Source organism: Microcoleus sp. A006_D1 (genome assembly GCF_036702805.1).
GTDB lineage: Bacteria > Cyanobacteriota > Cyanobacteriia > Cyanobacteriales > Microcoleaceae > Microcoleus.
Window position 1 is genome coordinate 328,282 of the sequence record NZ_JAUBVZ010000007.1, and the last position, 13,013, is coordinate 341,294.

Sequence of the window (13,013 nt, forward strand, 5' to 3'; positions counted from 1 at the left end):
ACTATGATTAAAGGCACTACTAAACTGTTAGGAGTAATTGGTCATCCGATCGCACATTCTCTGTCGCCGGCGATGCACAATGCTGCTATTTCCCATTTGGGAGTCGATTTTGTTTACCTGCCGTTTCCGGTAAAACCTGGGGATTTAAAAGCTGCGCTTGCAGGATTTGCGGCGATCGACCTTCGGGGATTTAGCATCACGATTCCGCACAAACAAGCCATCTTACCGCTGCTGGCGGAGGTTTCTCCGATCGCCCGGGCGATCGGCGCAGTCAATACCGTATACCTGACAGACCAAGGTTGGTGCGGCACAAATACTGACGTAGAAGGCTTTCTCGCGCCGCTGCAAACCCCCCCAACCCCCCCTTGCCAAGGGGGGGCTAAAGACGATCGACCTGCCTCTTTCAGCGATGATAGGGCTGTTCCTTCTAATCCCCCCCCTTACCAAGGGGGGGCTAGGGGGGGTTCGGATTGGAGTCAGAAAGTAGCGGTAATTTTGGGCAACGGTGGCGCGGCGAGGGCTGTTGTGGCTGGATGCGCTCAATTGGGATGTGCAGAGATTCACGTTGTCGGCCGCAGCGCACCAAATTTAGCGGAATTTCAGCAGAGTTGGGTAACTTCTCCGATGCCGGTGCAGAATTTGCAGGTGCATACTTGGGACGATTTGTCAATGTTAATTTCGCAGGCGGATTTGCTGGTGAACACAACTCCTGTGGGGATGTACCCGCACGGGGAAAAGTCGCCGGTTTCGGCTGCTGCGCTCGATCGAATTTCCGCAGGTGCGATCGTCTATGATTTAATTTACACTCCGAATCCTACTCAGTTTCTCAAGGATGCACAGCTTCGCGGGGCGCGAGCCATTGACGGACTCGAAATGCTAGTTCAACAAGGAGCAGCCGCTTTGAAAATTTGGCTCGATACAGAATCCGTCCCAGTTGATGTGATGCGCCAAGCCTTGCGGCAGCATTTAGGTTTAGATTAATGCGATTTTTCTCACGGTAGGGACACGGCACTGCCGTGTCCTCCCGGCGCTAATCCGATTTCTTTGGCGGTAGGGAAACGGCACTGCCGTGTCCTCCCGGAGCCGGACACGGCACTGCCGTTTCCCTACAGATGTTAAGAATTTGAGCATCAATTCGCGCTAAGCTGAGAATTAAAATATACTTACGCTGCAATTTATGAAATTTCGAGCTATCAGCCTTTTTTTTGCTACTTGCGCGATCGGAATTTTTAGTTTGGTATTCACTCCACCTGCTTGGGCTCTGACGCAGATTAAACTTTCCGATCTTTCTTATCACGAATGTCCGGCAGAAATGGCAGAAGGAACAGTCACCAGCGGCAGTTCTATGGAAGCTAACTGCTTTTTGATTACTGGGAAAGCTGAAAATAGCAGCGGCAAACCTGTTGTCAATGCTGATATTTTCGGCCGCATTTACGATGCCGACGAGAATCCGGTGATGCAAAACCGCACTCGCTTGGGTTCTATCGAAGAAGTTCCTCCCGGAATTAGCGATTTTCAGCTCAGAATTTCGGTTGCTGCCAATCAACGAACACCTTTGCAGCTCAAGCAATTTAAAGCTACAGGTTTTACTGGCGTGGTTCGCCGCTAACAAAAGTATTTGAGATTAAAGAATTGCTGATTTGAGATTTTGGCTGGGCTGTTGAGAAACCGCCATGCAGGTTTCGGTTTCTCAGGGGAGATTTGAGATTGTTGAGTCGCTTTGAGTTTCCGATCTCTAATATACGATGAACTCCCCGGATTTTCAAGCGGGGAGTTCATCTAAAAATCTCAAATCTAAACTTTAGTTGCCAGCAGCTATGTCTGCCAACAATTTACCCTTTTAGTTAAAATTCAGCTTTTTTAACTAAAATGCTGTTTGCAAGCTGCTCAAAAGACCGATCAAGAATTCCGAGCCGAACTGAAGTACAAAAAATGCAATCAGTGGCGAAAAGTCAATCCCTCCTAAGGGGGGAATAATTGAGCGGAATAGATTCAGGTAAGGGTCTGTTAACTGACTCAAAATCGAAAACGGGGGGTCGTACCAATTGATATTAGGGAACCAGCTTAATAGCACCCTAAAAATCATTAGGACTACATAGATTTGCAGAAATGTGGACAGCGTGGTTGCCAAAAGGCCTATGGAATAACTCATATATTCTGGTTGAAGTTTGAGTAAAGTTTACAGACACTTTAACTTTAAGTTTAGCATAGCTGCGGGAGAGCGGAAATGGGGGAGAGTGCGAGCATTGGGAGCATCCCGATTTTGTAAAAATGTTGGTTAGGAGTGCGATCGTCCCGCTCGCTTGTGAAAGTCGATCGCCCATACTAATCTACAATCTTAAATTGACTCAGGAGTCAGGGGCGATCGAACCCTCGCCGCCCAGCGCCTGCGAATTCCCATTGACATCGCCGAGTTGCAGCCGCACGTCATCGATGGCCTGATTTAGCTGGGCAATTTTATCTTCCAAACTCAGCCTAGCTACTTCCATCCCTTCGGCTTCGAGTTGGCTGGCTTTCTGCTGGCGCATCTTTCTTACCTTGGCTTCAGAAGGTTCGCTCAGCATAGCTTCAGCAGCGCGCCGCGACAGCACTGCACCCAAAACTGCACCCACCAAGCCGCCCACTGCGGCTCCTGCAATAAATCCGCCTGTAAAACCCTCTCGATTGCTCATGGCTCAACTCAACTGCGCGATATTTCCTTAATTTGTCTATTCTGACACTCTCTCTGGAATCAGAAACAGGGTGAGCGTTAATTGCCTGGTAAGGCGATAATTCCCACTTCTGAGTTGAAGCGGATCATTTCCAAAGATCGATCGCCATAAAGGTCTTCAATGTGCTCTAAGCAGCAGTCGATCGCAAAATCGTTCAACTCCGCAGGCTCAATGCCATACATTTCCTGAAACACCTCCTCGTCTACCCGACAAAAGCGCGGTCGATCGTCATAAATTCCGCATTCTCGCGTTTTCTTGTCAAAATTGATACACCAACCGTCATCTCCGACTAAGCTCAAGTAGAGCTTTAATTCCTCTTCAGATAAATACTCGTCTAAGTCTGGGCGCTCTGTTGGTTCTAGGTAACAACAAGCACCGCACTGCTTTATGCAACGCCAAGTAGCCATAGTTCGTTCGATTTTAGATTTTAGATTTTAGATTGGGAACACTCCGACAACGGGCATTAATTCCCCGGTTCCCTATCAATGGGAGGTCGATCGTTCTTTACATTTTGTTGAATTTTGTAAACTTCCTTAAAAAATAGGGCCGATCGCCCGGTAAAATCAGAAGCGGATTTTCTAATCAACAATCTAGACTTAATCAATACAGTAGGAGGACACATGGACTTTATAACCGATCTTTTCAGCGGCCTGAACGGTGTAAACTACCAACTCATTATTCAGGTAGCTTTACTTGCAGCAGTCGTGCTTTCGGGCCCGATTGTGATTTTTCTGTTGGCAGCTAAAGGCGGCGACTTGTAATTATAGCACGTTGCGGGCGATCGAGAAATTTGGAGTTTTGAGTTTTAAATTATGCAAAATTCCCAAAGCTCGATCGCCAAATTTCCGCTCAAATACCGAGGGCGTGTTTAGCAGTTTGGATCAAATTCTCAAAAAAAGGTAAAGATACATCGATTTCTCTAGCATCCTTGCGGGAGTTTCCCAACAAACCGATGTTTTGTCCGGGTGCAACAGCCAAAACTTGCCCTTGAGAATTGCGAATTCTCAATTCCTCTTGAGCACCGGCGGGAGAGAGACTGCAAGAATAAGTGCGATCGCAGTAATCAAACTCAACTTTTCCGAACATCGGCGGCCTCGAACTAGCAGCACTTGCCGGCAAGCGAACGCCCAACAATTCCAGCTCAACCGATGTCTTGCCATTAAAACTATTTTCCCGCAAGCGGTAAGCAATATCAACCCGCCGAGGCAAAGGAAAATATTCCCCCCAACGCCACGCAATCCCCTTCACACTAGCCGAACCTTTTTCATCTTGAGTTGCAGTTAGTTTAACGTGACCTCCTTTCCCAACAATTTTCTGTTCAGTTATGCAAACATTAGGTGTCCAAAATACCGGAGCCTTATTTTCAATCCCGCAAGGTTCTAGAGCATCAATTTGTCGATAAAGGTCAAGATTAATCTCAGCCAAATCCGCCCGCACATCTACAGAAACCAGCGGCTTGAGGTGTTCCGGCTGCAAACATTGATTGGCAAAAATTGACAGTTGCTGGCGGAATTCTTCGAGATTCTGGGCCGGCATAGAAAAACCGCCAGCCGCCTTATGTCCGCCAAATTTAGTTAATAAATCAGCACAAAAATTCAGCCCGTCAAATACATTAAACTCAGGAATTCCCCTCGCCGAGCCCCGGATGATTGTACCCACATCCTCACCCTCATCTTCAAAAGTACCGATAAAAACGGGTACGCCGTAACGTTCCAGCAACCGAGATGCTACAATCCCGATCACTCCGTGGTGCCAACCAGGCTGTACCACAACTAACACCCGTTCCTGCTGCAAATCTATCGCACTTTTCTCACACCAGGCGATCGCTTCCTGCTCAATTTCCTGGCACAACTCTTGGCGGCGCTGATTGATTTGTTCGCACTGCATGGCGTTCTTGAGTGCCAATTCGCGATCGTCCGTTGTCAGCAACTCTATCACAATTTGAGGGTCAGCCAGCCGCCCCACAGCATTAATCCGCGGCCCCAACCGAAAACCAATATCTTCAGGCTTTAAGGTATTATTAGCTTGAGTTTTTGAGTTTAGAAGAGGTAAAGTTTCCGCACTTGCCGCCTGCACTCCTGCCACCTGAATCAAAGCCTGAATACCCGCCAATTGCGAATGAGGTAAAAGGCGCAAACCCCGCTTTACCCAGCGGCGGTTAACTCCAGTCAAAGGCGCCAAATCCGCAATAGTTCCCAAAGTAAATAATTCCAGCAGCGGATTCACCAACCCGCCCACTTTCTGCATATCCTGAGCTAAACAAATCGCCAAAACATAAGCAACACCTACGCCAGCCAAACCGCGATAAGGCGAAGATTCCGCAATTAATTTCGGGTTGAGAATAGCATCGGCCGGCGGCAGTTTTGGCGGCAAATCGTGGTGGTCTGTAATAATAACTTTAACACCGAGTTCTCGCGCTCTCGCCACCGGGCCGTAGGCTGCAATTCCGTTGTCAACAGTCAGAATCAGAGCGACACCTTCGGCGTGAAATTCTTCTACAATGCGATCGTTAATCCCGTAACCTTCGCGCATCCGGCTGGGAATAGCATAATCCACATTCGCCCCCAGAGCCCTGAGAGCTCGCAGCAACAAAGCCGTGCTCGTCATCCCGTCAGCATCGTAGTCGCCGCAAATCGCAATTTTCTGCCCTGCCGAAATCGCCTCCCGCAACATTTTGACACTCGCAGCCAAATCGGGAAACTCATCCAGCGGCGCGGGCAAAACCAGAGATTCCGGTTCGATAAACCCTTGCACTTCTTCAACAGAATCGATGCCCCGGTTAATCAGCACCTGTGCCAGCAAGCACGACAAACCGATTTCAGCGGCAAAATGTTCGGCTTGCTGTGGGTGAGGCGAATAAATTTGCCACCGTTGGTTCGGCAATCGGTGAGAATGCGGGGGCACAGATGTGGGTAACTCTTGCACGGAAGCTAACGTCTAAAGATATATAGCTAATCTTACCTAATTAAGTACATCAGTCAATCAATTTGAGATTTGAGATTTGAGATTTTATTTAGATCCTAAAGATGAGTTTTTTGGGTAAAATCCAAAGGTTGTTAGTAGGAAAGCTTTTTTCGGAAGCTCTCACGGCACCCAAATAGGCATAGCAGCGCCCGATAGGAGTTGCGGAGAGTAAAAAAAACTTAGACCAAAGTTCCAACCCCCAGATTGCATCTGTGGAGTCCATCGAAAATCGAAAATAGACTTTGGGCGCAGAGGGCGAATTTAATTTTATGAGGAGACTTGCATGAGTGTCGATCGACCGACGTGGTTTAAAATTGCATTACAGGTTCGGGGCTCCGTCATTCCCTCAATTTTCCCCCGCGTTTTGCTGTGCGGCGGCTTTGGATTTTTTATTGCCCTGCTGCATTTTTGGAAATTGCCAGTTTCTTTGCCAATTTTGTCGAGTATTGTACCGAGTATTGTGCTGGGTTTACTGTTAGTGTTTCGGACAAATACAGCCTACGAGCGATTTTGGGAAGGTCGGAAATTATGGGGAACTTTAGTCAACAACGTCCGCAATTTAGCGCGCCAAATCTGGGTAGCAATTGAGGAAAAAGACCAGCAGGATATCGCACTCAAAAAGTCAGCCCTGCGCCTGTTACCTGCCTTTGCAGTGGCGATGAAATTGCATTTGCGGCAAGAATCAGTAAATCCAGAATTAGAGCCATTAATGTCCGCATCGCAGTACCAAAAACTCAAATCAATGAACAATCCGCCGTTAGAAATTGCCTTTTGGATTGAGGATTATTTGCACGAGCAGTACGAGCGCAATTGCCTCGATGTCTATCAGTTAACTGCTATGAAGGAGTTGCTCAACTCTATGATTGATGTATTAGGCGGCTGCGAGCGGATTTTGAAAACGCCTATTCCTTTGGCTTACGCGATTCACCTGAAGCAGCTATTGTTGCTTTACTGTTTGGCGCTGCCCTTTCAAATGGTGAACGATTTGACTTGGGGAACCGGCCCAGTTGTGGCTTTAATTAGTTTTACTTTGTTCGGCATCGAAGAAATCGGCATTGAAATCGAAAATCCTTTCGGGCACGATGCCAATGATTTGCCTTTGGATAATATTTGTGCTGCCATGCAGCGCAATATCGACGATTTAATTACTTTATCTCCTAGCGTTCACGATCGCGTAAAAGAAAAGTAGAACGATCCGTCATTAGTGAACTGTAGGGGCGGGTCACAAATAAGATAGTTTTCGCTAAAACAACTACTAGAAAATTGGTTCGTAGTGAGGACTTCAGTCCTCTGAATTTTAGGAGGACTGAAGTCCTCACTACGAACACTTTTTATTACGGCTAATCAACCCCATTAACCCCGCCCAAACCAACAATAAAGGTGTCAGCCGATCGCCCCAGCGCACGTACAAAGTCTGAGTTTTGCGCCGATAAATAGTAGCATCTCGGACTTCATAGGTATTAATTCCCGACTTCCAAACCGTCTCGCCGCGAGGATTGACAAAAGCAGAATAACCTGTATTAGTTGCGATCGCAGCCCACCGATCAGTTTCAATTGCCCGCATCACATCCAAAGCGTGATGCTGAGCCAGCATCGGCGGTTTGTAATGGGCATTGTTGGAAGCTGTGAGCATAAATTCGCCTCCCTGCGCCGCCTGATATCGGAAATTTTCAGCAAAGGCAGAATCGTAACAAATTCCGACAATGGCGCGGCCAAACGGTGTATCAAACAATTGTTTTGAGTTACCTGGTACTAAATGTGCATCTAAGGGAGACAGCCGGTTGATAATCCCGCCTAAGATTTCGTAAAAAGGGATGTATTCACCTAAGGGCACTAGCTTGAGTTTATCGTAGCGGCTGATGATTTCTCCTGTTTTGTCGATCGCCAATAAGCTGTTCGTCATGCTATCTCCTTCCTGTCCGAATCCTCCAACCCAAGCCAGAACACCACGTTCCAGAATAGCTTGGTAAAAGGAAAGAGTAGAACGCTGATACTCGTTTGTCCAGATAAAAGGCAAAGCTGTCTCTGGAAGTAACACAGCATCGACTCCTCTATCTGCTAACTGTTTGTATCCAGCCGTGTAACCTTCCAAAGCGCGCCGCCAACCCCCTGAGTCAAACTTAATATCGTTAGGAATATTCCCTTGAATAATCCCAATTTTTAAAGCTGTTCCCGCCTCTTGAATTAAGGGGCGATTGTACAAACTCCAGCCGACAATATGCAAAACTAAAAACAAACTCGCAGGCAAAATATAAGCTATCCAATTCTTCTTTCTTCTTTCTTGCTTCTTCCCTCTTCCTCCCTCCTGCTTCCATCGATCCGTTACATCCGTTACATCCGTTACATCCGTTACAGAATCCGTTGCCGAACTTCCTTCGATAAAAGCTTCGGCAATTAAGCCATTTACTGCTACAATAGCTGCTGTTACTGCGCTGGGCCCGGAGAGCTGACCGAGGTGCAATATTGCTAAATTGTGCGGGCTTTGGGTGTAAGATAGTGATGTCCACCACAAAGGAGTGGAACTCCAAAGACTTTCTAAGGCGCACCACAAAGCTGTGCCAATTAAAACGCGGGTTAACGCTGAAAATTTAGCTTTACCCCCCCCAGCCCCCCCTTGTAAAGGGGGGGAGTTAAGAGTTAGATTTTCCCCTGGTACAGTGAGGGAGTTGAGAATTACAAATAGCCACGCCCAAACGGTGACTAATGCGGCTCCCCAGAGGGTGATGAATGTCCAGCAAAAAAGTGCGATCGCCAAACTCGGCCACCAAGGAACTCCCAACCAAGTCATCGGGTGTATTCCCATAATCCAAGATAAGGCTAATCCGTGATAGCCAATTCCCCAAAGAGAAGGAAGAAGGAAGTTCGGCAACGGATTATGTAACGGATTTAACGGATTTAACGGATGGGAGGAAGACTTGTCCTGAGCGTAGCCGAAGGAAGGAAGAAAAAGAAATTTGTGTTTTTTTTCTTTGATTATTGGTAGTTGATAACTGACAACCAAAACCCAGAGGGGAACTAATGCTACCCAAGCTAAGAGCCAAGCATTGAATGGTGCTGTTGTCAATGCCATCAAAATACCGCTGCAAAGTGCGTGAAGCGGAGCTATCCCGTAGGGAATCGCCCAGCTTAATATTTGAGATTTCCCAACCGCGAGTTTTTCAACTTTAAATCTTTTAAATATCGCCACTTTGATGATTGCCAAATTGAATAATTCTTAATCAATATATCATGTCCGGTCAATTAACTGTTTGATCCTTCGGACTTTAGTCCTAAGTTATGGATGCGGACTCAAGTCCGAACGATCAAACCAATTTTGTTGTGGTCGTTACAGCGGAAATAATATCAAAAATCAATCTCTTAAGTTATACTTGCCAAAACAAAAAGCGCCCTCGTTTGGAGAGAGCGCTTTTTGTCAATCAAAAGCTAAACTTAGCCGTTGATGGCAGGAGCAACCATTGCTACTGGGGTGACAGCACCGGCGGCCAAGTCGAGGGGGAAGTTGTGAGCGTTGCGCTCGTGCATGACTTCCATACCCAAGTTGGCGCGGTTGATGACATCCGCCCAAGTGTTGATGACGCGACCTTGGGAGTCGAGAATCGATTGGTTAAAGTTGAAACCGTTGAGGTTAAACGCCATCGTGGAAATACCTAAAGCGGTAAACCAGATGCCGACAACTGGCCACGCACCTAACAAGAAGTGCAAGGAACGGCTGTTGTTAAAGCTGGCGTATTGGAAAATTAAACGACCGAAGTAGCCGTGGGCTGCAACGATGTTGTAGGTTTCTTCTTCTTGACCGAATTTGTAACCGTAGTTCAAAGATTCGGTTTCGGTTGTTTCGCGAACCAAAGAAGAGGTAACCAGAGAACCGTGCATGGCTGAGAACAGTGCGCCACCGAAGACACCCGCAACTCCCAACATATGGAAGGGGTGCATCAGGATGTTGTGTTCGGCTTGGAACACGATCATGAAGTTGAATGTGCCGCTGATTCCCAGGGGCATACCGTCAGAAAAGCTGCCTTGTCCGATCGGGTAAATCAAGAATACTGCGGTAGCAGATGCCACAGGTGCGGAGTAAGCCACGCAGATCCAAGGACGCATTCCTAAGCGGTAGCTGAGTTCCCACTGACGGCCCATGTAGCAAAAAATGCCGATGAGGAAGTGGAAAATTACGAGCTGGTAAGGGCCGCCGTTGTACAACCACTCGTCTAAAGAGGCTGCTTCCCAGATGGGATAGAAGTGAAGCCCGATCGCATTTGAAGAAGGAACAACAGCACCAGTGATGATGTTGTTACCGAACATCAAGGAACCAGCAACTGGTTCGCGGATGCCGTCGATATCCACAGGAGGAGCTGCCACAAAGGCAATGATGTAGCAGGTGGTGGCGGTCAGCAGAGTTGGGATCATGATCGTCCCGAACCAGCCCACATAAATCCGGTTATCTGTGCTAGTTACCCAGCCACAGAACCGTTCCCAAACGTTAGCACTTTCGCGACGTTCTACGGTTGTTGTCATTGGTTTTATGATTGCTTAATTAAATTTTCAATGTTCGTTGTGGGGATGCCCCACGTTGATATATTACTAACACCATTCACTAAAGTTTGCCAAGGGTTTAGTGCTGACAATTAAAACATTTTACAAACATTTACAAACATTGATTTTTAGTGAATATTTGTAGTTATTTGCAAAGTAATGTTACATAAGTAATACGGTTAAATACAGCGGACAGAAGAGCTGAATCTATTATCTGTAGGTTTATTCAGCAGTTGAATTCAATTACTGTTGTTCAGGTCGATCGCCTTTCTATTTCAAGATCTCTTAATTAGGTATTGAACAGATTATTTTTAATATTTATTCACATATCATCGGTGGATTAGGCGAGGGTAAATTTTTATCTGGAGAATACTGGAAATTGGGTGATTGTGCGATCGGGCTGCATTAGACAAGATTGCAACAGTTCTTTTAATTAAATTTTAGGACGGGCTAGAAGCCCATCCCACAAGAAAAAAAATTTGTGGGATGGGCTTCTAGCCCGTCCTAATTATTTTTGCAATTCAAGTCTATTGTCAACAATTCCCCATCAACCGGATTCATTAACTAAAAACCCAGTTTATGAGGCGCTTTGCAATAGCCATAAACCGGGTTTCTGAGGATGAGTTCGTAAGTTGTGCGTCAAAATTAGCCTTTAGCCTGGGGGCCAGTTCATGTGTCGTCCGCCGAGAATGTGAAGGTGCAGGTGATCTACAGTTTGGCCGCCGTCGCTACCAGTATTAATCACGACGCGATAGCCGTTGCTGAGTCCGAGTTGTTCTGCTACCAGCTTGACAGTCAGCAGCAGGTGTCCCATCAGAGCAAGATCTCCAGAGTTGGCATCTGCTAATTTGGGAATAGGTTTTTTGGGAATGACTAGGATGTGGACGGGCGCTTGCGGATGGATATCTCTGAAGGCTAGGGCTAAGTCGTCCTCATAAACTATGTCTGCGGGAATCTCTTTGCGGATGATTTTGCTGAAAAGCGTTTCTTGAGTTGTCATGGGTGTTAACGAAGTTCGGCAACGGATGTTGTAACGGATGTAACGGATAAATTTTCAGGGAAGACGGAAGGCGGAAGGCAGAAGGGGGAAGAGGCAGGAGGAGAGAAGGAAGGGGAGAAAAGGAAGAGGCAAGGAAAAGTTTTTCTTGCTTCTTCCGATATTCATTAGTCATTGTTAATCATAATATATGATGAATCAAAGACAGGCAAATTAAGGATAAAAAAATGCTTGCTAGGGTTTGGAGTGCATCGATCGTAGGAATTGACGCGGTAAAGGTGGGTGTCGAGGCTGATGTATCGGGGGGACTGCCGAAAATTGTGGTGGTGGGATTGCCCGATTCGGCGGTGCAAGAAGCTAAAGAAAGGGTTAAGGCTACGCTAAAAAATTCGGGATATGCTTTTCCGATGCGGAGTATTGTGATTAATTTGACTCCGGCGGATTTGCGAAAGGAAGGGCCGAGTTTTGATTTGCCGATCGCCATTGGCATTTTAGCAGCATCGGAACAAGTCAGCGCCGAGCTTTTGGGAGATCATTTGTTTTTGGGGGAACTCTCTTTAGACGGGAGTTTGCGGCCTGTGGCGGGGGTTTTGCCGATCGCCGCTGCTGCTGCCAAAATGGGTATTTCGGGATTGGTTGTACCAGCGGCAAATGCGACGGAAGCGGCTTTAGTACAAGGAATATCTGTTTACGGTTTTGATAATATATTTGAAGTTACTGATTTTTTGAACAAGCCTCAAGCTTATTCGCCCGTAGAAGTAAACGGCAGACAAGAATTAGCAAAAACGCGGTTTCCCGGTCTAGATTTAAAGGATGTAAAGGGGCAAATTCACGCGCGGCGGGCTTTGGAAATTGCGGCGGCGGGGGGACACAATTTAATTTTTGTGGGGCCGCCAGGGAGCGGTAAGACTATGCTGGCGAGACGTTTGCCGGGGATTTTGCCACCGCTGACGTTTGATGAAGCTTTGGATGTGACTCAAATTCATTCGGTGGCTGGGTTGTTGAAGGATAAGGGTATGCTGGTGAGCGATCGGCCTTTTCGCAGTCCTCACCATTCAGCATCGGGGCCTTCTCTTGTCGGCGGCGGCAGTTTTCCGCGTCCGGGTGAAATTTCTTTAGCACATCGCGGTATCCTTTTTTTGGATGAATTAACTGAGTTTAAAAGAGATGTTTTAGAGTTTTTGCGGCAGCCGTTGGAAGATGGTTATGTGACGATTTCTCGGACTAGACAATCGGTAATGTTTCCGGCTCAATTCACTTTAGTTGCAAGTACGAATCCTTGCGCTTGCGGTTATTACGGCGATTCTATCCAACAGTGTACTTGTTCGCCGCAAAAGAGGGAGCAATATTGGGCAAAGCTTTCGGGGCCTTTGATGGATCGGATTGATTTGCAAGTGGCGGTTAATCGTTTGAAACCGGAGGAAATTACGCGACAGCCGACGGGTGAGGAGTCGGAACCCGTGCGGGTGAGGGTTCAGAAGGCGCGGGCGATTGCGACTAACCGTTTTAAGTCGGAATCTGGCTTGCGGTGTAATGCGGAGATGCAAAGCAGCCATATTAACACTTGGTGTCAGTTGGATGATGCTTCGCGGAATTTATTGGAGATGGCGATTCGGAAGTTGGGGCTTTCGGCGCGGGCTAGCGATCGAATTTTGAAGGTTGCTAGAACTATTGCGGATTTATCGGGGGATGACAGCCTGAAAACTAATCATGTGGGTGAGGCGGTGCAGTATCGGACGATCGATCGGATGCAGTAGAATTATTCTGATAATGATTGAGTTTCCACAATTGCCGATCGAGCAGTTTGAGGA

At 47.0% G+C, this 13,013-nt stretch carries 12 protein-coding genes; 5 read left to right on the forward strand and 7 right to left on the reverse strand.

Going from position 1 to position 13,013, the window contains the following annotated elements:
- Nucleotides 1–3: 3 nt before the first annotated feature.
- Entirely contained in the window at nucleotides 4–981 is a 978-nt protein-coding gene (locus QUB68_RS15765; RefSeq protein WP_332994139.1) for a shikimate dehydrogenase, read from the forward strand.
- Nucleotides 982–1,177: 196 nt separating this feature from the next.
- Nucleotides 1,178–1,609 (forward strand): hypothetical protein, encoded by a 432-nt coding sequence (locus QUB68_RS15770; RefSeq protein ID WP_332994043.1) that lies wholly within the window; start codon nucleotides 1,178–1,180, stop codon nucleotides 1,607–1,609.
- A 255-nt stretch (nucleotides 1,610–1,864) separates the two neighbouring features.
- On the opposite strand, the gene QUB68_RS15775 is transcribed toward QUB68_RS15770, so the two are convergent.
- The 3 genes from QUB68_RS15775 to QUB68_RS15785 form a co-directional block, all read right to left on the reverse strand.
- A complete protein-coding gene (locus QUB68_RS15775) occupies nucleotides 1,865–2,152 on the reverse strand; it encodes a YggT family protein (protein ID WP_106149207.1) in 288 nt (95 codons plus the stop codon).
- A gap of 196 nt (nucleotides 2,153–2,348) precedes the next feature.
- Nucleotides 2,349–2,672, reverse strand: a complete 324-nt coding sequence (locus QUB68_RS15780; protein WP_332994046.1) for a hypothetical protein — start codon at nucleotides 2,670–2,672, stop codon at nucleotides 2,349–2,351.
- A 77-nt stretch (nucleotides 2,673–2,749) separates the two neighbouring features.
- A complete protein-coding gene (locus tag QUB68_RS15785) occupies nucleotides 2,750–3,118 on the reverse strand; it encodes a YkgJ family cysteine cluster protein (RefSeq protein WP_332994049.1) in 369 nt (122 codons plus the stop codon).
- Between the two features lie 213 nt (nucleotides 3,119–3,331).
- Between QUB68_RS15785 and psb30 the strand changes: the two genes are divergently transcribed.
- Entirely contained in the window at nucleotides 3,332–3,472 is a 141-nt protein-coding gene (psb30, locus tag QUB68_RS15790) for a photosystem II reaction center protein Ycf12/Psb30 (RefSeq protein ID WP_332994051.1), read from the forward strand.
- 88 nt (nucleotides 3,473–3,560) lie between these two features.
- On the opposite strand, the gene recJ is transcribed toward psb30, so the two are convergent.
- The gene (recJ, locus tag QUB68_RS15795; RefSeq protein ID WP_332994053.1) at nucleotides 3,561–5,636 is read right to left on the reverse strand and encodes a single-stranded-DNA-specific exonuclease RecJ; all 2,076 of its coding nucleotides are present in this window, start codon (nucleotides 5,634–5,636) and stop codon (nucleotides 3,561–3,563) included.
- 322 nt (nucleotides 5,637–5,958) lie between these two features.
- On the opposite strand from recJ, the gene QUB68_RS15800 reads away from it, so the two are divergent.
- Complete coding sequence (locus tag QUB68_RS15800) at nucleotides 5,959–6,864, forward strand: bestrophin family protein (protein WP_332994055.1); 906 nt, start codon at nucleotides 5,959–5,961, stop codon at nucleotides 6,862–6,864.
- A gap of 129 nt (nucleotides 6,865–6,993) precedes the next feature.
- On the opposite strand, the gene lnt is transcribed toward QUB68_RS15800, so the two are convergent.
- The 3 genes from lnt to QUB68_RS15815 form a co-directional block, all read right to left on the reverse strand.
- Nucleotides 6,994–8,745: an apolipoprotein N-acyltransferase gene (gene lnt, locus QUB68_RS15805; protein WP_442923095.1), complete on the reverse strand. Its 1,752-nt coding sequence runs from the start codon at nucleotides 8,743–8,745 to the stop codon at nucleotides 6,994–6,996.
- Nucleotides 8,746–9,104: 359 nt separating this feature from the next.
- A complete protein-coding gene (psbA, locus tag QUB68_RS15810) occupies nucleotides 9,105–10,187 on the reverse strand; it encodes a photosystem II q(b) protein (protein ID WP_332994057.1) in 1,083 nt (360 codons plus the stop codon).
- Nucleotides 10,188–10,857: 670 nt separating this feature from the next.
- The gene (locus QUB68_RS15815; protein WP_332994058.1) at nucleotides 10,858–11,205 is read right to left on the reverse strand and encodes a histidine triad nucleotide-binding protein; all 348 of its coding nucleotides are present in this window, start codon (nucleotides 11,203–11,205) and stop codon (nucleotides 10,858–10,860) included.
- Between the two features lie 224 nt (nucleotides 11,206–11,429).
- Here QUB68_RS15815 and QUB68_RS15820 point away from each other — a divergent pair, with 224 nt between their 5' ends.
- On the forward strand, nucleotides 11,430–12,959 hold the full coding sequence (locus QUB68_RS15820; protein WP_332994060.1) for a YifB family Mg chelatase-like AAA ATPase: 1,530 nt from the start codon (nucleotides 11,430–11,432) through the stop codon (nucleotides 12,957–12,959).
- Nucleotides 12,960–13,013 lie beyond the last annotated feature (54 nt).